Annotated in this window: 21 protein-coding genes; all 21 read right to left on the reverse strand. The window is 34.3% G+C overall.

The window, feature by feature from the left end:
- Positions 1-46 precede the first annotated feature (46 nt).
- Positions 47-949 (reverse strand): nucleotidyl transferase AbiEii/AbiGii toxin family protein, encoded by a 903-nt coding sequence (locus BW929_RS11155; RefSeq protein ID WP_076545573.1) that lies wholly within the window; start codon positions 947-949, stop codon positions 47-49.
- On the reverse strand, positions 949-1545 hold the full coding sequence (locus BW929_RS11160) for a type IV toxin-antitoxin system AbiEi family antitoxin domain-containing protein (protein WP_076545574.1): 597 nt from the start codon (positions 1543-1545) through the stop codon (positions 949-951). Before BW929_RS11160 ends, BW929_RS11155 begins: the two co-directional genes overlap by 1 nt.
- Before the next feature lie 148 nt (positions 1546-1693).
- Positions 1694-2353 (reverse strand): tetratricopeptide repeat protein, encoded by a 660-nt coding sequence (locus BW929_RS11165; protein ID WP_076545575.1) that lies wholly within the window; start codon positions 2351-2353, stop codon positions 1694-1696.
- Between the two features lie 15 nt (positions 2354-2368).
- Positions 2369-3448: a Fic family protein gene (locus BW929_RS11170; RefSeq protein ID WP_076545576.1), complete on the reverse strand. Its 1080-nt coding sequence runs from the start codon at positions 3446-3448 to the stop codon at positions 2369-2371.
- A 116-nt stretch (positions 3449-3564) separates the two neighbouring features.
- Positions 3565-3759, reverse strand: coding sequence for a YwbE family protein (locus BW929_RS11175; RefSeq protein WP_076545577.1), 195 nt, complete (start codon positions 3757-3759; stop codon positions 3565-3567).
- A 97-nt stretch (positions 3760-3856) separates the two neighbouring features.
- Entirely contained in the window at positions 3857-4867 is a 1011-nt protein-coding gene (locus BW929_RS11180; RefSeq protein ID WP_076545578.1) for a zinc-dependent alcohol dehydrogenase, read from the reverse strand.
- A 122-nt stretch (positions 4868-4989) separates the two neighbouring features.
- Positions 4990-5718, reverse strand: coding sequence for an AEC family transporter (locus BW929_RS11185; RefSeq protein ID WP_076545579.1), 729 nt, complete (start codon positions 5716-5718; stop codon positions 4990-4992).
- 123 nt (positions 5719-5841) lie between these two features.
- Positions 5842-7641, reverse strand: coding sequence for an L-fucose isomerase (locus tag BW929_RS11190; protein WP_076545580.1), 1800 nt, complete (start codon positions 7639-7641; stop codon positions 5842-5844).
- A 94-nt stretch (positions 7642-7735) separates the two neighbouring features.
- Positions 7736-8170, reverse strand: a complete 435-nt coding sequence (gene fucU, locus BW929_RS11195) for an L-fucose mutarotase (RefSeq protein ID WP_076545581.1) — start codon at positions 8168-8170, stop codon at positions 7736-7738.
- Between the two features lie 148 nt (positions 8171-8318).
- Positions 8319-9260 carry an ABC transporter substrate-binding protein gene (locus BW929_RS11200; RefSeq protein WP_076545582.1) on the reverse strand — a complete coding sequence of 314 codons (942 nt, stop codon included), beginning with the start codon at positions 9258-9260 and terminating at the stop codon, positions 8319-8321.
- Positions 9261-9318: 58 nt separating this feature from the next.
- The gene (locus BW929_RS11205) at positions 9319-10290 is read right to left on the reverse strand and encodes an ABC transporter permease (RefSeq protein WP_076545583.1); all 972 of its coding nucleotides are present in this window, start codon (positions 10288-10290) and stop codon (positions 9319-9321) included.
- 24 nt (positions 10291-10314) lie between these two features.
- Positions 10315-11811 (reverse strand): sugar ABC transporter ATP-binding protein, encoded by a 1497-nt coding sequence (locus BW929_RS11210; RefSeq protein WP_143414038.1) that lies wholly within the window; start codon positions 11809-11811, stop codon positions 10315-10317.
- A gap of 53 nt (positions 11812-11864) precedes the next feature.
- On the reverse strand, positions 11865-12857 hold the full coding sequence (locus BW929_RS11215) for a LacI family DNA-binding transcriptional regulator (protein WP_076545584.1): 993 nt from the start codon (positions 12855-12857) through the stop codon (positions 11865-11867).
- Positions 12858-13289: 432 nt separating this feature from the next.
- On the reverse strand, positions 13290-13961 hold the full coding sequence (locus BW929_RS11220) for a transaldolase family protein (RefSeq protein WP_076545585.1): 672 nt from the start codon (positions 13959-13961) through the stop codon (positions 13290-13292).
- 14 nt (positions 13962-13975) lie between these two features.
- Positions 13976-14485, reverse strand: a complete 510-nt coding sequence (gene rbsD, locus BW929_RS11225; protein ID WP_076545586.1) for a D-ribose pyranase — start codon at positions 14483-14485, stop codon at positions 13976-13978.
- Between the two features lie 100 nt (positions 14486-14585).
- Positions 14586-15548: an aldo/keto reductase gene (locus BW929_RS11230; RefSeq protein WP_076545587.1), complete on the reverse strand. Its 963-nt coding sequence runs from the start codon at positions 15546-15548 to the stop codon at positions 14586-14588.
- A gap of 85 nt (positions 15549-15633) precedes the next feature.
- Positions 15634-17160: a xylulokinase gene (gene xylB / locus BW929_RS11235; protein ID WP_076545588.1), complete on the reverse strand. Its 1527-nt coding sequence runs from the start codon at positions 17158-17160 to the stop codon at positions 15634-15636.
- A gap of 57 nt (positions 17161-17217) precedes the next feature.
- Positions 17218-18135, reverse strand: coding sequence for a ribokinase (gene rbsK, locus BW929_RS11240; RefSeq protein WP_200805243.1), 918 nt, complete (start codon positions 18133-18135; stop codon positions 17218-17220).
- A 15-nt stretch (positions 18136-18150) separates the two neighbouring features.
- Positions 18151-19116 carry an ABC transporter permease gene (locus tag BW929_RS11245; protein ID WP_076545589.1) on the reverse strand — a complete coding sequence of 322 codons (966 nt, stop codon included), beginning with the start codon at positions 19114-19116 and terminating at the stop codon, positions 18151-18153.
- A 23-nt stretch (positions 19117-19139) separates the two neighbouring features.
- Positions 19140-20636, reverse strand: a complete 1497-nt coding sequence (locus BW929_RS11250; protein ID WP_233493726.1) for a sugar ABC transporter ATP-binding protein — start codon at positions 20634-20636, stop codon at positions 19140-19142.
- Between the two features lie 33 nt (positions 20637-20669).
- Complete coding sequence (gene deoC / locus BW929_RS11255) at positions 20670-21338, reverse strand: deoxyribose-phosphate aldolase (RefSeq protein WP_076545590.1); 669 nt, start codon at positions 21336-21338, stop codon at positions 20670-20672.
- Positions 21339-21456 lie beyond the last annotated feature (118 nt).

Here is a 21456-nt window from a genome sequence, read left to right on the forward strand (position 1 = left end):
TTATATTTAGTCGGGCAGAACAATGATAATCAGGAAAAAGATTGGCTTATTTTTCAAACCAGCGCAGCTTTTCTGGATCCCAGGTAGAGTTGATTTCATTATTGTTAACAGCAGCCTGTAGAGGCGGATTTAAAAACTCAACTATCAGTTTAAGTATTTTTTCGAAATCTAATTCTTCATTGACAATATTTCTACAGAAATTAATCCACCTCCTTGAGATTTTAGGATCATCTCCCAGCCTTAAAATATTTTCAACAGTTCTATTATTTAAAGAACTCTCTCGATAGGAAAAGGTATTAATAACTGCTTCTTTAATTAACTGAGCCTCAAAACTATAATTATTTACAAGATAATTGATATCGTAAAAATCCTTCATCCGACTTGTTAGCTCCATTCTTGATACAATAGCATGCAGTTTTTCAGAAATTATTGTCTCCAGGGGATATGATAGAAGTTCAACTTTTTTAAAATCATCTAAAATAGTATTAATTTTCCTTTTCTGAATCTCCGGAATTATCTTATCACCAACTGCAAAATCCATACTGATATGGGTTCTGGTATTTTTTATTTTTGTAATCAAATTTACTCTTATTCCGGGATATTTTTGTTGTTCGGCTATATCTTCATAATCTTTGATTTCAAATTCAACAAAATCATTCTCAGTTTTAATATCAATTATTTCTTCAATCATCATTTGGATATTTTCTAAATTATTCGAAAATTTATTCAAAGAGTAATCAGCGTCTACAGTAGGTCGAAAAGCAGTATTACTGAGAGCAAAAAGAAGAAAACCTCCTTTTAGTACTAAATTATTTTTAAAGCGTGACTTTGATATTCTCCTTGCTAATTCTTCCTGAGCAAAAAGCATAATCAGCTGTTGAAATCGAATATTTCTTGATCTAGATTCATTTTTAAGCCTGGCCAGTACAGAAGCAGCAATATCTTTCATTATACCCACACTCCTATATATTTATCTATTTTCTCTCTAATATTTAGTATTTGAGCATACTTTATTAGCGAGTTAATATTCTTCTGCTCATCATCTATATATCTTCTGAGGGCAGTGCTGAAAATCTCAGGATCTACTTTGTCTTCATAGCGGACCAGATCACAAATACTCTTATCTCTATCATAAATTTTAACTTTAACATTATCAATTTCATAAGTTTTAATACCCAGTTTCTGATATTTTTCGATAATATAAAATGGTTTTACCTCGAAATATGAAAGCTCATATTTATTAGGGTTGCTGTGGTTTTCTACTGCAATCTGACAGGCTCTGGGAATTCGATCAATATAGTTATAAAATCTCAGAGCACTTTCCAAAAAAATCACTGCTTCAGGAAAAAAACGGGAAATAAGAACTTCTTCTTTAGGAAAATAATTTTTAATAGTATAAAACCCATATTTTATTTTTTCAATTTTATCTTTCTTCATTAGTTTTTTTATCTGTCTGCTACTCAGGCCAAGTTTTTTTAATTCAGAAGTCTTTAGAACCCCGCCATTCAGTATAAAGTTTTCTTTAACAATATTAAATTCAATCATTTTTTGCACCTCTTTGTAGGTATAAAGTAGCATAAAACCTATTTTCTAATGCAATTATACTCCTTTTTCTACTGATTAGCAACATAGATTTGCACTTCTTTGTAGGTATAAAGTGTATTCGTACCTACTTTTTAGTGCATTTATTTTACTATCTTAAAACCTGTTTTAAATTCCGTTTAAAAACTTCATTTTCTGGCTCTCTTTCGATTGCTTTTTTAAAAAATTCTGCCGCAAGTTCTTTATTGCCTAGATTATTATTGTAAATTGCCCCAATCTGATTGTAGACATAACCTGTTTTATCATAATGTTCTACTGCCTCAATCAGCAGTTCCACAGCCTTTTTCCAGTTTTCCTGCTTCTGTTCTTCTATTGATTCTTTAAGCAGCTTAAAGTATTTTAAATAGTTTTCTTTCAATTCCTGGCTGCCGTAGATTACATCCTTTTTCGTCTGATAAATTTTCTTTTCCGGCTCCAACTTCAGAGCTTTTTTAATCGCCTTTTCGGCGCTCCCCCATTTTTCCTGCAGAATATTTACTTCTGCCAGGGTGGCCCAGAGGTAGTCCTGTTCGGCATCAATTTCAATTGCCTCTTTTAAGTATTTTTCTCCTTTATTTAGTTTATCCTGACCGATTAAAGCACCTGCCAGATTAAAATAGAGCATTTCCTGATTGAGATGAGGACTGTCCTCCAGCGGTAAGAGTATCCTGGCCGCTTCTTGATAATAGCCATTGTCCAGCTTTTTAATTCCTACCTTAAAAGCCTTTTTATCCTTCATTTTTTGAAAAAATCCTTTAATTTTATTCAGCATTTTATCATCCTTTGTTTAAATTTTTTGATTCATTTTTTTAATGAGTTCAAATAGCCTGATATTCTTATATATCTTCTCTCTGCCTAATTTTTCAGAACTTAAAAACCCCTTATTTTCAAGGGTTGAAAGATAATTAGAAGCAGTTTTACGTGTTACCCCAAGTCCCTCCTGAATATATGAAATTTTTGTATAAAATTCTATAAATAAAAGTTCCAAAAGTTCTCTTGAATAAATTTTTGGGACCTTTTGCTGCATCTCGAGAGCAGTTTCTTCAATTAAAAGATTAATTTCTTTTAAGATATTTAAGCTTGTCCTGGCTGTTTCTGCTAAAGCTTTTAAAAAATATATAATCCACTGATCCCAGCTTTTATTTTCTCTTACTTCTTTAAATAAAGTATAATATCTATTTTTATTTTCAAGAATATACTTACTCAAATAAAGAATGGGACTGTCTAAAATATCTTTTAATACCAAATATAAAATATTGATAATTCGACCCGTTCTGCCATTTCCATCGTAAAAAGGATGGATTGATTCAAATTGATAATGAATAACTGCCATTTTAACCAGTGGATCAACTCCATCCCGGTCATCATTAATATAATTTTCTAGATTATTTAGCAGTTCTCTGATTTTTGATTCTGATTCAGGAGGAGTATAGATTACTTCTCCAGTTTGAGGATTTTTTATAACTGTTCCTGGAACTCTCCTAATCCCAGCCTTATTATTTTCGATAGTATTCTGAATCTCTATAATCATATTCGTTGTTAAAAGCTGCTTTTCTCTTATTAACTCAAATCCCCGCCAGAGAGCTCTTCTATAATTCACTACTTCTTTAGCATTGGGATTTTTATAATTATCTTTGCTAATTGCCTTAAATAATTCAGCATGAGTAGTAATAATGTTTTCAATCTCAGAACTATCCTTTGCTTCATTTATTGTGACAGAATTTATTAAAATATTTTTATTGGGGATCGTCTCTGAAAACCCCTTCAATTCAGCCAGAGCTTTATGAGAATGAATTAATTGCTTTAAAATTTGGCTCTGGTCTGGATTAAGTTCTGGAGGAAGTAATTTTAAATCATTGGCGGTCATATTCAACATCTCCTTGACTCAATTATACAGCTAATTAATTCTTATTACAATAAAACATAAGTAAAAAGCCAAAAAAATTACCCATATCGCAGAGACATGGGTAGTGATTACTTATTTTATTCAATTATTTCTTTAACTCTGCCAACCCTACCATCTTCTAGCATAACTTTAATTCCGTGCGGATGAGTTGCAGAATTGGTTAAAATTCTCTTCACAACACCCTCGGTTAAATTTCCACTGCGCTGATCCTTTTTCTGCACAACTTTAACCTTTAAACCTTTTTTAATATCTGCTCTTTTATTTCCGGCCATCATATCACCTCTAACTGCTTCTATTTTAATAACTATAGACAGTATAGCAATAATTAGTTTAAAATTAAAGCTTATTGGGAAATAGCTTTAATTTTAATCAGTCAATATTGATCAGGGTTTTAATTGTTTCATTATCTAAAGTGAATTCAAAAGCTTTCTGAACATCAGCCAGCATAAACTCTCTGCTTATAAAGTCTTCGGCATTGATAACTCCCTTTTTAATATTTTCTAAGGCAGCCGGAAAGAAGCGGTTTGGTATCGCGTGAGTTGCTCTAATCTGCAGTTTATTAAGATGAATATCATTAAAATTAAGCTCCACATTTTCACGGCCGTCAAAGCTAAAGCCAATATAGGTTAAAATTCCACCAAAGCGGAGAATCTGAACGGCGTCTTTAATTGTATAAGGGGGAGCAGTAATTAGAACTCGGTCCAGTTTTAAATTTCTCTCTTTAAAAAACTCAACTGTATCTTCTTGATCAACCTCTATAATTTCATCCACTCCAATTTTTCGGCCCAGCTCCAGCCGCTTTTTGCTGTGGCTGCGGCCGGTGAGGTAGATCTTATTGACTCCAATATGTCTAGCATATGCAGCAGCCATTAAACCAATTGGTCCCGGTCCAAAAACAGCAATATCCTGTCCTGCTTCTACTTCAGCTGTGGCTATCATTTCTAAAGCCACCGTAAAAGGCTCCGCCAGAGCAGCTGCCTGAAAAGAAAGATCCTTAAATTTATAAAGACTTCTGGCTGGGACTGCAACATATTCCTGGAAGCTCAGCCGCTCTTCCATTAAAAGATTTCTAATATCTGAACAGTATTCCGGCTGGCCATTTTTGCAAAATTTACAGACTCCACAGTTTGTTGCATTGTCAATTACAACTCTATCTCCCTGTTTAAAGTCATATTCCTCACTCCTGTTTTCTACTACTTCTCCGCTTAATTCATGGCCCAAATGATGAGAAAAGGCATTTTCTTTGGCAAAAATATGCATGTCCGTACCGCAGATTCCACCTGATTTAACCCGAACTAGAACCTCTCCGGCCTGAAGTTCAGGCTTATCCATCTCAACTACTTCTAAGTTTTTTAAAGATTTTAAACGTGCAGCTTTCATTTTATCATTCCTTTCCCTTCTAGAAGTTTAATAAATAATACTCAGATAGATGACTGCCAACTAGCTGAGCCTCACTATAGAATTATCATCTAAAACATTATGTTATATAATTTATTATGCAGTTATATAATGAAACTGATTAAAACAAAAATAGCAATTGATAAGAGTGTATGCAGTGATAATGTACTATTTATATAAAGCCTATTTTTTAAATCTTCTTTTTTTATGAAAAGAGGTAAAATGAAAGGTGGAGGTAAAATTAAAACACTTAATAAGGCTCTGGAATACATCTGTGATAAAGAAAGTAAATCTGTAAATATGTACTTAGCAATCAGCAGACCAAAAATTATATAAAAAAACAATCTAATTATTACTATCCCAACTGAAAGAGATATATCCTTCAATTTAAAATCAATTTCATAACCAATAACAATTAAAATTAAAGGGATGGTTAAACTTGCCAGTAAATCTAAAGTATTTATAAGAGAAGTATAGAATAAGGTTTCTCCAATCAGCCGAGTAATACCTGTAATGTTAATAAATAAAGCAGAAATAATTGAAATTATTACAGGTGATGAGATAAATGCTTTAAAAAGATTTTTAAAACCGTCATTATGTTTATGTTTGTCATTTTTAAGCTGTAATAAAAAAGCTAATAAAATAAACCAGACATATAATTCCTGTCCAATATCAACTACCCCCATGAATTTAACATTATCCAAGCCATAAATTGTTCCAAACAAAGGAATTCCCAGCATTCCAACCTCAAAGCCAGTAAAAATAAGTGGTAAATATGGATCATCATTATTAATAAAAATTGCAAATAGTTTTCCTAAATATGAATTTCCCATTTGTTCACCGCCTATTTCTTATTTCAAATTATAATAACCAGCAGATCCGCTAATAAACTCCAGACCTGCTGATTATTTAATTTTATTCTATTTATATCTCAGTAGAATAATTTTGATGTCTGATTAGCCATAGAGAGGTCCAAAATTCTTACAGGCTCTATAATCAGCACTTTCTAAATCCTTGGTGCCAAAAAGGTTCCAGGCATCCGGTCTAAAGATTCTTTCTTCTCCGACATTATGCATATTGACTGGTATCCTGAGCATTGACGCCAGGGTAATTAACTGATCTCCTATATGTCCATAACTAATTGCTCCATGATTTGAGCCCCAGTTGTTCATTACTGAATAAACATCTTTAAAAGCTCCTTCTCCTGTCAGATTTGGCACAAACCAGGTTGTCGGCCAGGTTGGATCTGTTCTCTGATTTAATACTTCATGGATTTCAGGATCTATATCAACTGTATAACCTTCTGCTATCTGTAAAACCGGCCCTAAACCTTTAACTGTATTCATTCTGGCCATTGTTACAGGCATTCCACCTTCAGATAGAAATTGAGAAGAATAGCCTCCCCCTCTAAAATAACCTAAGTTTGCAGGGCGCCACTCTGTAGCCTCAAGGCAGGTATCTACTTCTTCTTCACTGATATTCCAAAATTCTTTCATTACTGGATTTCCGTCCTCATCTTTCATCTTACCGGTTCCATCAAGAGTTGTTGAGCCTGAGTTGATTAAGTGGATTATTCCATTTTCAGCTCTACCAGTTAGTTTTTTTCCTGTTACTCTTTCAATAGCCTCTGGACTCCAGAAGGTTCTTACATCTGAAAAAATCTGAGCTCTATTTGTTAGAAGATGGTTAAAAAGCATCGGCACTGCATTTAAGCTGTCATTTTCAGTGGCCATTATATAAGCTTCTCTAATTCCATTCCAGTCAAAAGATGAATTAAGAATTGCCTCCATAAAGTCTCCATTAGGAAAATAATCTGTCCACTGCCGCTGTCCCTGGAATCCTGCTGCGATTGCATTATGACCCATAGCTTCCTCTCCATAACCAATTTCTTTTAATTTAGGATTACCAACCATTAAGTCTCGAGCTATCAGAGTCATTTTAACTACAAATTCCCACTGCTCATCTTTTTCATCTCTACTGAACTGCTCTTCCTCAGGATTATTATCCTTACCTTCGGTGCAGTTTTCGTTGACCCATTCCATGGCTTTTTCAAACTCTTCTTGATCATATATTTCTTCTTCTATCCTACGAGTAAACTCACTCATATCTATATATTCATTTCTCATACCTAAGTAATCCTGAAAAACCTCTTCATCTACAATGGAGCCTGCTATACCCATTGAAACTCCACCCATCGATAGATAAGACTTGCCTTTCATTGTTGCAACTGCCAGGCCAGCTTTGACAAATTTAAGTATTTTCTCTTTAACATCTTCTGGAATACTCTCATCTCCAGCGTCCTGTACATCCTCACCATAAATTTTAAAGACAGGCAGGCCCTTTTGATTATGTCCTGCTGCCGCTGCTGCCAGGTAAACAGCCCCCGGTCTTTCGGAGCCATTAAAACCCCAGATAGCTTTTGGTCTGAGAGGATTCTGATCGATGGTTTCAGTTCCATAGCACCAGGAAGGGGTTACACTTAAGGAGACACCAACACCTTCACGCTGAAACTTTTCTTCAGCTGCTGCTGCTTCTGCCACTCCACCAATAGTACTGTCAGCAATCACACATTCAACCGGCATTCCATTAGGATGTCTTAAATTTTTCTCTAAAAACTCAGCTACTCTTTCAGCCAGCCCCATCGTCTGGTCTTCTAAGGATTCCCTGACTCCTCTTTCTCTTCCATCAATGATTGGTCTAATTCCTATTTTAGGCATTGAACCTATTAGTCTTTTTTTACCTTTAAAATCACTCATTTTTTGCCTCCCTCTCATTTTTTGCAATTAATTATTAGCTTTACTCAAAAAGTTAAAAAATTATGGGCTTCATTATTTATATTAAACTTTAATTCTAATCTGTTATTATCCCTTTTTTTAAAATAATATTAGCATAAAGAGCCATTTCTCCTGTTGCAATTACTGCATAAGCTTTTTCTGCTCTTTTATAAAAATCAAATCGATCTATCTGTTTAAATTCAATTTTATCATTAGAATTATTATTAACTATCTTATTATATTTATCCCAAATCTGAGGTTTTAAGTCTTTATCTTTAACTGTAGTTTCCATCAAAATCACTGGATTATCTACATATGAATCCAGAGGAAATAATTTTAAAATAGCACTGAGCACCTCTGGAACCTTATGTCCATCTAAACGGACAACTCGCTGGCCTTTACTTTCAGCCGGAAAATTTCCATCTGCAATTACAATTTCATCTCCATGACCCATTTCCATTAAAATCTTTATTAATTCAGGACTGATAATTTTAGAAATTCCTTTTAACATAAAATAACTCCTTTTTCTGGGAAACATATTTTTTCAGAGCTGATAACTACTATGTATTTTAATAAGCCGGGCAAAATAATTAACCCGGCCTATTAAAATAAATTATTGATCAATTAAACTGATAAAATAAAGCTAAAGCGTCCTAATTTTATTCATATAGTAAAGGTTGTAGAATTTCTGAATCCATATTTCTTGCATTATAATAATAAAATCCTGTATCAATCATTTCTGGTAATTCTTCACCATTCATTGCTTTAACAGCTGCTTCTACCGCTCTATAACCAATACCGACAGGGTTCTGAGTAATAGCACCATCCATAATTCCATTTCTAATTGCATTAAGCAAAATACTTCCGGAATCAAAACCAACTGTTGCTATATCTTCCCTACCTAATTCCATTATACCATTAACAACACCTACAGCTGAACCTTCATTTGCACCAAAAAATCCATCTAAATCGGGATTTGCTTCCATAATACTCTTAGCTAAATCAGTAGATTTTAAGTGATCTCCTCCACCATATTGAACATCAACAACTTCAATTTCTGGATAGCGATTTTTCATTCTATCCAAAAATCCATCTCTTCTTTCTACACCAGTAACACTTGTCTGATCATGAACAATAACTGCTACTTTACCTTGATATCCAATTAATTCTGCCATTTTATCTGCTGCATAAGCTGAAGCTGCATAGTTATCAGTAGCAGCTGTGGTTACAGGAATATCACTATCAACACCTGAATCAAATGCAATTATTGGAATTTCTTTAGACTCTGCTTCTTCAATTAGAGGTAATGCTGCCTGAGTATCCAAAGCTGCAAAAACAAGTGCATCTGGATCTTTATCCATTGCTGTCTGCAGCATATCAATCTGAACTGCAACCTGAGATTCGCTTTCAGGACCTTCATAAGTAATTTCCACATTATAATCTTGTGCAGCTTCTTCTGCCCCCTGTCTTACTGCCTGCCAGAATTGGTGTTGAAAACCTTTAGAAACAATTGCCACATAAGGTTTATCTTGAGCAAAAGCCGTCCCGGTAAACGCCATAAAAACCGCCAACAAAACTAATAATAATGATACTTTTTTCATAAATATAACCTCCTATTATTTTTTTATAAAGCCTTTATATAGGCTTAATAACATTAAATTAAGCAGACTGCTTTCTTCTTAAAATGTCTGTATATACTGCAATAATTACAATAGCACCCGTAATAACTGTCTGCCATTCCTGCGGTATAGACAAAATTCTTAATCCATTTGTCAAAACACTCATAATAAAAGCACCAATTATTGTTCCCAATATTGTACCTTTTCCTCCACTTAAAGAAGTACCGCCAATTACAACTGCAGCAATTGCTTCTAATTCATAACCAGCTCCCAGAGCAGGTTGAGCTGAATTTAATCGGGAAGCCATAATTACACCAGCCAGACCATTAAAAAAACCGCCTAAAGCATATATAGCTATTTTCCATTTATCTACATTAACACCTGATAATCTTACTGCTTCTTCATTGCTACCAATAGCATATGTATATTTACCAAATACAGTTTTATCTAGTATAATACCTGCAATAAATGCAGCACCCAAGAAAACAAAAACTGCATGTGGAATATTCATGAATTTTCCCATTGCAATTTTTCTAAATACCGGGGTTTGCATAAAATAAATTGGCTTAGTACCAGAAATAACAAGATTCAGACCTTCAGCAACCATCATCATACCAAGAGTTGCAATAAATGGTGGTATTTTGAGTTTAGCAACTAAAGCACCATTGACAGTTCCAGCTAATGTGCCGGCAAGTAAACCTCCAAGCACTCCCATCCAGAGTGGTAATCCCATAAAAGTAATAATAACCCCTGTCATAACAGAGCCAAATGTCATTACAGTTCCAACCGAAAGATCGATCCCCCCTGTTATTATAATAAATGTTACACCAATTGCTAAAAGACCTGTTACTGCTGTAGATATAAGAATTCCAATGAAATTAGAAAATGTTGCAAAATGAGGTGAAGCAAATGAAAATACAATTATCATCATAATCAAACTAGAAAATGCAAGTAATTTTTGTTTTGAATCGGCTGAAATTAGCTTTTTCTTTTCTTTAGCATTAGCATCCATTCTATTGCCTCCAATATCTTATTTTTATTTACGCATTGTTGCAAATTTCATAATTTTTTCTTTCGTAGCTTCTTCAATACCAAGTTCTCCGGTTAATCTTCCCTCACACATAACTAAAACTCGATGGCTCATACGTAAAATTTCTGGTAATTCCGAAGAAATCATAATAATGGATTTTCCTTCTTCAACTAAATTATTTAAAAGTTTATAAATTTCATTTTTAGCACCAACATCAATTCCTCGAGTAGGTTCATCAAATATTAAAATTTCACTATCTTTATCCAACCATTTTCCAATAACAACTTTTTGTTGATTACCTCCGGATAAATTTTTAACATCTTGTTTTAAATTTGGAGTTTTAATATTTAACTGCTGTACCTGATTTTGAGCAAATTTCTCTATTTTATTTTCCTTCATAAATCCAAACTTATTCATATATTCATTCATATTTGCTAAAACAATATTAGTTGCTACATCACGGCCTAAAGCCAATCCATAACGTTTTCTATCTTCTGATAGATAACCTATACCTACTTCAACAGATTTACTGGGACTATCAATATTGACTTTTTTACCATGAATATAAATTTCTCCAGCATCAATTTCATCAGCACCAAATATAGCTCTTGCAACCTCTGTTCTTCCTGCACCGACCAAACCTGACATACCCAAAATTTCTCCCTTTTTTAAATTGAAGCTAATATCTTTAAAAGCACCTTTTCTTGTTAGATTTTTAACTTCAAGTATAACTTCATTTTCATTTTTTGAATTTTTATTACTCGAAGTCTCATATACTTCTCTTCCAACCATCATATTAATAATATTATCTATCTCAGCCTCTTTAGTCGCAACTGTATCAATATATTTTCCATTTCTCATAACTGTTATACGATCTGTTATTTGCTTTAATTCTTCTAGCCTATGTGATATGTATATAATTCCTACCCCTTCATTTCTTAATCTTCTTACAATTCTAAATAGATCTTCAATTTCCGAATCAGTCAAAGAAGCTGTAGGCTCATCCATAATTAAAACTTCTGATTGATAAGATAAAGCTTTAATTATTTCAACCATTTGCTGTTTTGCAACAGTCAAATCTTTTACTTTTGCTTGTGGATCTAAATTAATATTTAACATATCTAAAAAGTCTTTTGTTTTCTTATTCAATTTCTTCTTATCAATAAATAACTTATTTTTCTTTTCTTCTCTGCCTATAAATACATTTTCAGCCACAGTAAGATGAGGCATTAAATTTAATTCTTGATAAATAATACTTATTCCCAAATCTTGAGCTTTTTTCGGAGAATTAATCTCTACTTTTTGATTCTTATGAAAAATTTCTCCTGCATCTTCTTTATAAACTCCTGTAAGAACTTTCATCAAAGTTGATTTCCCTGCTCCATTTTCACCAACTAAAGCATGAACTTCACCTTTTTTTAAGTTGAATTTACATTTATCAAGTGCTTTAACACCTGGAAAGGATTTTTCAATGTTGTTCATTTGTATTAAATCATTTTCCACTTATTTGTCACCCCAATCTCAAATAATTATTTCAATATTAAAAAAAATTATTTTTAAGTAGATTTTCTGATACACAATTCACTTTTTAGATAAATCTGCTCACTTTTATTATCCCCTCCTTCAATTTTATCTAATAATAAGTCCATTGCTGCTGTCCCCATTTTACTCGCCGGCTGAATTATAGAGGTAAAAAATGGTGAAATAACTGTTCCTGTGTCAAAATCATCAAAACATACAATAGAGATATCCTCCGGCACCCTATAATCTAAATCTTTTAGAGCATTATAAACTCCAACTGCCAAAAAGTTATTAGCTGCAAAAACTGCATCCGGTAGTTTTGATGACTGCAACATTTTTTTAGTTAAGTTATAGCCAACTTCTTTTATTGGCTTAGTACCAATTTTTATATAATCATTTTCTACATCTAAACCTGATTCTTTTAAGGCATTTATATAACCTTTTTTTCGATCTTTATATACTGACAATTCTTCTGAGGCAGAAATAAGGGCAATTTTTTTCTTCCCCTGCTCAATTAAATAATTAACAATCCGAAATGCCTCTTTTTTATTATGAATCCCGACATGACTTTTTTTGGCCCCCTTAATATTTCGATCAATTAAGACAAAGGGGATATCATTTTGTTCCAGAGGTTTAATAATATCTAAATCTGTTGAAATCGGATCAAGAATCACACCATCAACTCTTTTTTCAATAAAAGTATTAATATATTGTTTTTCTCTTTCAGAATCCTCATTTGTATTTCCATATATTACAGTAAAATTTTGAGAATTGGCTCTTTCTTCAGCACCTCTAAAAATATTCGCAAAAAAACTATTTGTAATATCTGGCAGTATTACGGCAATAGTATTTGTTTTTTTACTAACTAGACTGCTTGCGTTACTATTTGGCACATATCCTGTTTCTTTTAAAAGTTTTTCTATTTTTTCTTTTGTCTCATCTTTAACATAAGGATGATTATTAATTACTCTAGATACAGTTGTAATTGAAACACCTGCTTTTCTCGCTATATCGTATATTGTTACCATCTGAAACCCCTTTCAGATTTTTTATTAAAAAATTAAATAGTTTTATATTTTTTCTTAATTTCAAAAATATAACTTATTTTATTAAATTATTAAAATTGTTAAATGTTTTGCAACTATTTGAATTGTATAATAAATTAAAAATAATTTCAAGTTTTTTCTTAACTTTTTTGTTTAATTCTTTTTTATGTTTGTATTATTAGCTGATTATTTTTTTATAAAAATTTATAATTCTTTTATTTTTTATTATTTTTACTTTTAGTCATTTTACATAAATCAAAATTGATGATATTTTAGCCTGATAAATCAATTTTCCAGCCGGAAGAATAACAATCCTGCCTAAATTTAAGGGCAGGATTGTCTGAATTACAGCTTAGCAAAAAAATAGCAATTTCAGTTCTGAAATTATTTCGATTAAAGACTGTAATTTAAATTCTATTTTAATTTTGAGTCAAGATTATAATTTTTAAATTTATTGATCCAGTCATCTCTAAACATTTCTACAGCCTGATCAGTCAGGGGATGTTGATGAGATTGAATAAGTATTTCCGGACTCAATGTCATCGCCTGAGCACCAGTTCTAATCAGTTCTTTAACCTGGTTAGCATTTTTTATACTGGCTGTAATTATTTTTGCTGAAAAGTCGTTAAGCTCAACCATCTCCTGCATTTCTCTGACCATTTTAACACCAGACTGTTCTATTCTATCCAGCCTGCTGACATAGGGAGCCAGATAAGCTGCTCCTGCTTTGGCTGCACTAAAAGCCTGAGTCACAGTAAAGATAGCTGTTGCGGTAATTTTAATTTTCTCTGTGTCAAGTTCCTTTATTGCCGCCAGTCCCTGCTGACTGACCGGAATTTTAACCACAATTTTTTCTGAAATTGAATGCAGTTTTTCAGCCTCTTTAATTATTTCTTCCTTTTTTTCTGATAAAACCTGAACATGAAGATGCTTTTTGCTTAACTTTAATAGTTCATCCAGTAGAGGAAATAGTTCTTTATCTTCAGCAGCAACAATAGATGGATTAACTGTAACTCCATCCAGAGGAAGCCACTGATTTAATTCTTTTATTATTTCTACATTTGCACTATCAACATAAAGCTCCATAGATTACCTCCTAGCTATTCTTCCTCACTCTTATAAAACATATCTCTCTTTCCTGTTTCTTCAATATCTTTAATCCGCTTTTTATAAAAATCAGGCATTTTTAAACCTTCCTTTTCAAACCAGGCATAAGGATCTGTTCCTGCCTGCAGCACAATATTTCCCCAGGGATTATAGTCGCCGGTTCTGATTATTGCCCGCGCTTCATAGGCAATTTCATTTAAAATTCTTTCATGTGAAATTTCTTCAAAGTCGACTTCCGGAAAGATTCTTTCCAATTCAGCATAGAGAGGTGCGTTATTTTCAGGTACTTCAAAAGCAAACATTACCTTTTCACTAATAAATTCCTCATTGATAGTACTCAAAACTGTTGGCAGATCAGGAATTCCTTTTTTCAAAGAGAGGTCAACACAGTCAGCTTCTTCTGGAATCGGAAAGCCGGCATCACAGACTAATAAATACTGTCCATGCCCCAGACTGGCCAAAATTCTGCTAATTTCACGGTTTAAAATACCCTTGCGTTTCATAATATCATTCCCCTTTCGATAAATTAGACTCTCAGAATAATTTTCTTAAAATTATTTATGGCTGAAACTAATATTCAGATAATCAAAAACTTAAATCAACTTATTCCTCTAGAATATTGTCAATCTCAGTTCTTATCTCCGGATCCAGCTCCCAATCAAAGGCTCTGACATTTTCTCTAACCTCTTCCACATTAGTTGGGCCGGCAATAATTGTCGAAATTCCTTTTTTAGCAGCAAGCCAGTTTAAAACCAGCTGCACCATCGGTTTTCCTAACTTTTTAGCAATTTTTCTAACCTCAGCCGCTTTTTTTAGATTATGCTGAAGCTTTTCACCTCTAAGTTCGGGATTGGCTGTTCTTACATCACCATTATTAAGTCTTTCGATTTCAAAACTGTCGGTTAATAATCCCTGACAGAGCGGACTGTAGGGAATTACACCCAGTTCATTTTCTGCAGCATAGGGTAAAATTTCTGTCTCTGTTCTGTAGTTTAGGGGTAAATCGTGATAGTGATCAGAATTTCTGTCTATCATATTATATAGAACCTGATCACTTACAATTTCTCCATATTTTCGGGCCTCTTTGATCAAAAATACATTATAATTACTTAAGCCTATATTGCGGATCTTTCCCTTTTCTTTTAGCTCGTTTAAGGTAGAAATTGTTTCTTCTAAAGGGGTATTCGGATCGGGCCAATGCAGCTGATAGAGGTCCAGATAATCTATATCCAGCCTGCCTAAAGTCAAATCAATTTCTTCTAAAATACTCTTACGCGAAAGATTGCGGGTTATTCTTTTGGAATCATCCCAGCGCAGTCCGCATTTGCTGGCAATATAAATCTGATCTCTTTTTCCGTTGATAGCTTCACCGAGCACTTTTTCTGCATGGCCAAAACCATAGACCGGAGCCACATCAAAGAAATTTACCCCCAACTCAATCGCTTCTCTAATTGTTTCTACAGAACTTTTATCGTTGGCTTCTGTCCAGTCATTCCCCACCGGCCAGCAGCCAAAGCCCAGAACTGAGACTTCTAAATCAGAACTACCTAATTTTCTATAAAGCACTTTAACCCCTCCAATTTATCAACACTAAAAATTAAATTCTCAGCTTTTTAAAATTATTTCGATCCAAATTCCAGTTTAAGCAATCCTAATCAATTTTCGAAAGGCTGTCATAGACCCCGACAAGAGATAAATAGGCATCTTTAAAGACCGGATAAAGCTTTTTGTACTTCTCCACATTCTTTGGATCTGGCAACTGTCTTTCCACTATCGGATTTAATTCTTCTGCTACCTCAACTCCGGAGAAAATTCCGACTCCAACTCCCCCGGCAATTGCTGCCCCAAGAGAAGTAGCTTCTTCCAGAATTTCTGGCATTAAAACTTCCTTATCATAGATATCGGCCATTATTTTGCGCCAGGTTCTGCCCTTTGCTCCACCACCAATAACTCTAATCTGAGAAAAATCAATTTCATTTTCAAAGATTTTACTGATTATTTTAAGGTTGAAAGTAACTCCTTCCAAAACTGATCGGATTATATCTTTTCTGTCGTGTCTTAGAGTCAGACCAATAAAGGCTCCCCTGGCATTTGGATTCCAGTGGGGACTTCTCTCTCCCATCAAATAGGGTAAATAAAGAAGGTTATTGGCACCGGGATTTGAATCTTCTACTGAAAGATTCATCAGCTCATAAACACTAAGATCTAAATTCTGAGCAGCCTGCTCTTCTACCTGACAGAGAGTGTTTTTTAACCAGTTATAGGAGGCTCCGGCCGACTGCATGGTTCCACAGGGCATATACATTTCAGGGTCCATATGGATCCAGTTAAAAGTTTGCTGCTCTGGATCTAAAATTGGCTTTTCGGTGGCCAGGGCAATCCAGGAAGACGAACCAATATAATTATAGGCACTTCCCTCTCTGACAACTGCAGCACCAACTCCTGCTGCCGCCCCATCTCCAGAACCTAAAACTACCGGTGTACCTGCTTTAAGGCCAATCTCTTCTGCAGCTTCTTTTTGGACTTTACCTATAATGTCAAAAGATGATCTCACCTCCGGCAGTTTCTCCTTATCCAGGCCAACTGCAGAAATTATCTCGGCTGACCATTCTTTTTTATTAATATCATAGAGGTTCATACCTGAGGCATCAGAGTAATCTGTTACAAATTCACCGGTCAGCTTATTAACTATATAATCTTTGGCATGAACAAACTTATATGTCTTCTCATAAATTTCGGGCTGATTATCCATAATCCACATTATTTTTTCTACCGAATAAGCGGGGCTAACTCGATGCCCTGTTATCTGATAAACCTTTTCTGCTCCTACTTTATCTCTGAGTTTATCTGCCTGCTTTGTACTTCGCTGGTCAGCCCAGATAATTGAGCGTCGCAGAGGATCTCCATTCCTATCTAAGGGTAGACAGCCCATCATTTGAGCACTAAAACTAATGACAGCAATTTCTTCTTTTTTAATTCCGCTTTCAGAAATCAATTCCTTTGTTGACTTACAGACTGCCTGCCACCAGTCAGCCGGATTCTGTTCCGCCCAGTTAACCTCTGGATAAAAAGTTTCATATTCAGATAAATGACTGCCAACAAGCTGACCCTCACTATTATATAAAGTTGCTTTATTTCCTGTTGTACCAAAATCATGGGCTAAAATATATTTCCCCATAATATAATACCTCCTGTTTGATCAGATAATGTTTAAAACTTTTTATTTAGCATTTATCTATTCAAAGTATTTTTCAAAATCTTCTCTGCTGTAAAAAGATTTCTGGGTGCCTGTATTAAGAGTTGAGAGGGCAGCATATTTATTGGCCATCTCCATAGCTTTTAAAATATCTTTTGTTTCTGCATAGAAATTTGCAAAACTGCCAATAAAAGCATCTCCAGCACCTGTTGTATCCCTTGGTTCAATCTGATAAGCGGGAACTAATTCTGTAATATCTTTTGAGACCAGCAGTGAACCCTTTTCTCCCATAGTTACAATTATTTTTTCAAGTTCCTGGGTTAAAAGTGACTCCGCAGCCTTTTTAATATTTTCCAGGCTATCAACCGGCATTTTGGTAATTGTTTCTAATTCTGTTTCATTGGGAATAAAAATCGAAGCTTTTTTGACATATTTAAAGTCCAGTTCTGCAGCCGGAGCCGGGTTTAAAATAACCGGTATCTCATTTTCAACTCCAAAATCGATAGCATGATATACTGTCTCCAGCGGAATTTCTAACTGCAGTAGAATAAAGTCACTGCCCAGAATTTTATCTTTAGCTCTATCTATATCAGCTGGCTTTAAATGGGCATTGGCTCCTTTGACAATTAAAATTCTGTTATTACCATCTTTATCAACAAAAATTGGAGCAACTCCACTGGTAGTATTTTTAACCACTTCAACATATTCTGTATCAATACCGAAACTCTTAAAATTCTTAATTACTTCTCTACCAAATAATCCATCTCCAACTTTGGAAAGCATCACTACCTCAGATCCAATCTTAGCTGCCGCAACAGCCTGATTGGCTCCTTTACCACCAAAGCCAAGATCAAAATCAGGAGCTTCAATTGTCTCTCCCAGACGAGGCATCCGATTAATGTTTGTAATTAAATCCATCATATTGCTGCCGATAACTGTAATTTTTGTTTTAGACAAATTGATCCCTCCTGCCTATTGTTTTTTCCGTACCTGATCAAATAATACTGCCAGCACTATCAGTAAACCTGTAGCCATTCTAAGCCAAAATGGGTCAACACCAAGTAAGTTTCCACCATTGCGGAGAGTTGACATAATCAGGGCACCAATAATGGTACCTAAAACTGAACCTTCAGCCCCGGATAAACTTGCTCCCCCAATTACAACCGAAGCAATTGCATCCAGCTCATACATATTACCAGAAGTAGGGATTCCAGAAGATAAGCGAGAAGTAAGCATAATTCCGGCTACCCCGGAAAGAAAAGCATTTAACATATAGATTGCATAATAATTTACCCGCATATTAATACCGGATAATCTTGCTACTTCATCACTGCTTCCAATTGTATAAACATTGCGGCCAAAACGAGTTCTAGTTAAAACAAAAAAGGCTGCTGCAACTACTACTATCAAAACAATTGTCAGCATTGGAATTCCCAGAAATGTAACCTGAGCAAAATTGATAAAAGACCTGGGCAGTCCGGTTAAAATCTGACCTCCACTTAAAAGCAGGGCAAGGCCTCTTGCCATACTCATCATACCTAAAGTGGCAATAAAAGGAGGTACATTACCCTCATAGATAAACATTCCGGAGACAGCCCCTAAACCCAGACAAATTAAGAGAGTAATTAAAACTGCTAGCAGAATTGGAGTCCCATTAATTAAGAGCATACTTACTATAATACCACTTGCGCCAACAATGGAACCTACAGATAAATCAATACCACCAGAAATAATTACAAAAGTCATACCGGTAGCTACAACTGCAATAACTGATGTCTGCCGTACCAGGTTAAAAATATTATTATAGGTAAAAAAGTATGGACTTAAAATAGACAATATTCCCCACATTACAAATAAAACCAGAAACAAAGTGGCTTTAGAAAGATTGTTTTTAAAATAATTAAGTAACTTATTATCTTGTACTGTTTTTTCTTCCACTTTAAATACACCATCCTTTTAATTTATACAGTAGCTAATTGTAATAATTTTTCTTCAGTAGCTTCTTCTCTATCTAAAATACCTGTAATTTCACCTTCTGAAATTACAGCAATCCTGTCACATACCCCCAATAATTCAGGAAGATAAGAAGAAATGAATATTATAGCTTTATCATTTTTTAATAAGTCAGCCATCAATTTATAAATTTCTTTTTTTGCACCAATATCAATACCTACCGTTGATTCATCAAAAAAGAGAATTGAAGCATCAACATTTAACCATTTTGCAATAACCACCTTCTGCTGGTTACCTCCACTTAAAAACTTTACTTTCTGTCTTATCGATGGAGTTTTAATGTTTAGTTCATCAACATTTCTTTTAGTTTCTTTTTCTTCTTTCTTTTTATCAAGAACTCCCAAATTGCTTGAATAGATTGAGCTAACTAGAGTACAGTTATCCTGCACACTCAGCGGTAAGGCCAGTCCCTGTTTCTGTCTGTCTTCTGGAATCAATCCAATTCCTGCTTTAATAGAGTCAATTGGCTTTCTAATTTTTATTTCCTTTTGATTAATCTTAATTTCTCCCGAATCAATCTTATCAGCACCAAAAATTGTCCGTAGAAGTTCAGTTCTACCGGCTCCAATTAAACCAAAGAAGCCCAGTACTTCTCCCTTGTGTAGTTCAAAAGAGGCATTTTTAACATTTTTACCACTATTGAGATTATTCACTTCCAGAATCTTTTCGCCTTTTTCAATCTCCTCTTTATAATATAAATCACCAATTTCTCGTCCAACCATCATAGTGATTAAATCATCTTCTTTAACTTCCGAAATTTCTCTGCTTCCAATATACTTGCCATCTCTAAGAACAGTTACCCGATCACAGACCTCAAATACCTCATCAAGTCTGTGATTAACGTATATAATGGAAACTCCCTTTTCTCTCAGGTCCAGCATTGTATCATGAAGTTCCTCTGTCTCCTTTTCAGCCAGTAAAGCGGTTGGCTCATCAAAGATCAAAATATTTGCCTCATGAGAAATAGCCTTTGAGATAGCAACCATTTCCTGCTGTACATTAGTTAAAGTATCTAATCTTGCTCTGGGATTGATTTCATCTAAATCAAGTGATTTAAGTAATTTTGCTGTTTCCTGATACATATATTCCCAATTAACTATGCCATTTTTTGTTGGCTGCTGACCTAAGAATATATTTTCTGCTACAGACAGCTTGGGAGCAAGCATCATATGCTGATAAACTGCTGCCAGGCCGTGTTCTTCAGCCATGATAGGATTATTAATTTCTACTTTCTTTCCGTTTAAAAGGATATCTCCACTTTCTGAGTCTTTTTGATGAACCCCCATTAATATTTTAAGCAGGGTCGATTTACCCGCGCCATTTTCTCCTACCAGACCATGTATTTCACCTTTTTTTACTTTAAAATTAACCTGATCAAGAGCTTTGACTCCCGGGAAAGTTTTAGTAATATTTTCCATTTCTACTGCATATTCTTCTTGAGACAATGACTTTCCTCCTTCCATCAATCATAATAATTTTTATTCATCCAGTTCTGCAATAATCTTGAGACCTGAACTGCTTCCAATTCGGGAAGCACCCGCTTCTATCATTTTTTTATAATCAGCCAGTGTCCTTACTCCTCCAGCCGCTTTAACTTTCTTTTGATCACCAACAACTTCTTTCATTATTTTTACATTTTCTGCTGTTGCCCCTTCGGGACCAAAACCGGTAGATGTTTTAATATAATCAACTTCCTTAATTTCCAGACAAATTTCTGCCAGTTTTCTTATTTCATTTTCTGTTAAATAACAGGTTTCAAAAATGACTTTAAAAGTAATATCTTTACAGACTTCAGCTACCTGTTGAATATCGTCTTTAACTTTATTCCAGTTATGATCTTTTACAGCAACAATATTAACTACCATATCTAATTCTGTTGCTCCCAGTTCAATTTCTTCTCTGGCTTCAAATACTTTTGCGGCTGTTGTATTATAGCCGAGTGGAAAACCAACTGTACCATCAATTTCTACACCTGTCCCTGCCAGCTTTTTAGCTGCATATTCAACAAAATCAGGAGCAATTGCTACAGAAGCAAATCCATATTCGGCTGCCTCCTCGCATAATTTCTCTATATCTGCCATTCTTCCATCTGGATTTAAAAAGGTATGGTCAATTGTTTTAGCGATTTCTTCTTTGGTAAAGTTCATTAAATTACCCCCTCGATCATATTAAATTAAAATAAACAAAATTTGTGCAATATAATTTTTAAAATGAAAAAAATTTAATTAAGTTATACCGCCCGATGCCGGGCGGTATAATTTGTTT

The sequence above is a fragment of the Halanaerobium kushneri genome, assembly GCF_900156285.1.
Lineage (GTDB): Bacteria > Bacillota > Halanaerobiia > Halanaerobiales > Halanaerobiaceae > Halanaerobium > Halanaerobium kushneri.

Coding starts and splice junctions, on each gene's coding strand:
- rbsD (WP_076545586.1), bottom strand. CDS start 14,485: ATGAAACGCAAGGGTATTTTAAACCGTGAAATTAGCAGAATTTTGGCC.
- BW929_RS11160 (WP_076545574.1), bottom strand. CDS start 1,545: ATGATTGAATTTAATATTGTTAAAGAAAACTTTATACTGAATGGCGGG.
- BW929_RS11155 (WP_076545573.1), bottom strand. CDS start 949: ATGAAAGATATTGCTGCTTCTGTACTGGCCAGGCTTAAAAATGAATCT.
- BW929_RS11175 (WP_076545577.1), bottom strand. CDS start 3,759: ATGGCCGGAAATAAAAGAGCAGATATTAAAAAAGGTTTAAAGGTTAAA.
- BW929_RS11190 (WP_076545580.1), bottom strand. CDS start 7,641: ATGAGTGATTTTAAAGGTAAAAAAAGACTAATAGGTTCAATGCCTAAA.
- BW929_RS11170 (WP_076545576.1), bottom strand. CDS start 3,448: ATGACCGCCAATGATTTAAAATTACTTCCTCCAGAACTTAATCCAGAC.
- BW929_RS11185 (WP_076545579.1), bottom strand. CDS start 5,718: ATGGGAAATTCATATTTAGGAAAACTATTTGCAATTTTTATTAATAAT.
- BW929_RS11200 (WP_076545582.1), bottom strand. CDS start 9,260: ATGAAAAAAGTATCATTATTATTAGTTTTGTTGGCGGTTTTTATGGCG.
- BW929_RS11180 (WP_076545578.1), bottom strand. CDS start 4,867: ATGAAAGCTGCACGTTTAAAATCTTTAAAAAACTTAGAAGTAGTTGAG.
- BW929_RS11220 (WP_076545585.1), bottom strand. CDS start 13,961: ATGGAGCTTTATGTTGATAGTGCAAATGTAGAAATAATAAAAGAATTA.
- xylB (WP_076545588.1), bottom strand. CDS start 17,160: ATGGGGAAATATATTTTAGCCCATGATTTTGGTACAACAGGAAATAAA.
- BW929_RS11165 (WP_076545575.1), bottom strand. CDS start 2,353: ATGCTGAATAAAATTAAAGGATTTTTTCAAAAAATGAAGGATAAAAAG.
- BW929_RS11205 (WP_076545583.1), bottom strand. CDS start 10,290: ATGGATGCTAATGCTAAAGAAAAGAAAAAGCTAATTTCAGCCGATTCA.
- fucU (WP_076545581.1), bottom strand. CDS start 8,170: ATGTTAAAAGGAATTTCTAAAATTATCAGTCCTGAATTAATAAAGATT.
- BW929_RS11215 (WP_076545584.1), bottom strand. CDS start 12,857: ATGGTAACAATATACGATATAGCGAGAAAAGCAGGTGTTTCAATTACA.
- deoC (WP_076545590.1), bottom strand. CDS start 21,338: ATGAACTTTACCAAAGAAGAAATCGCTAAAACAATTGACCATACCTTT.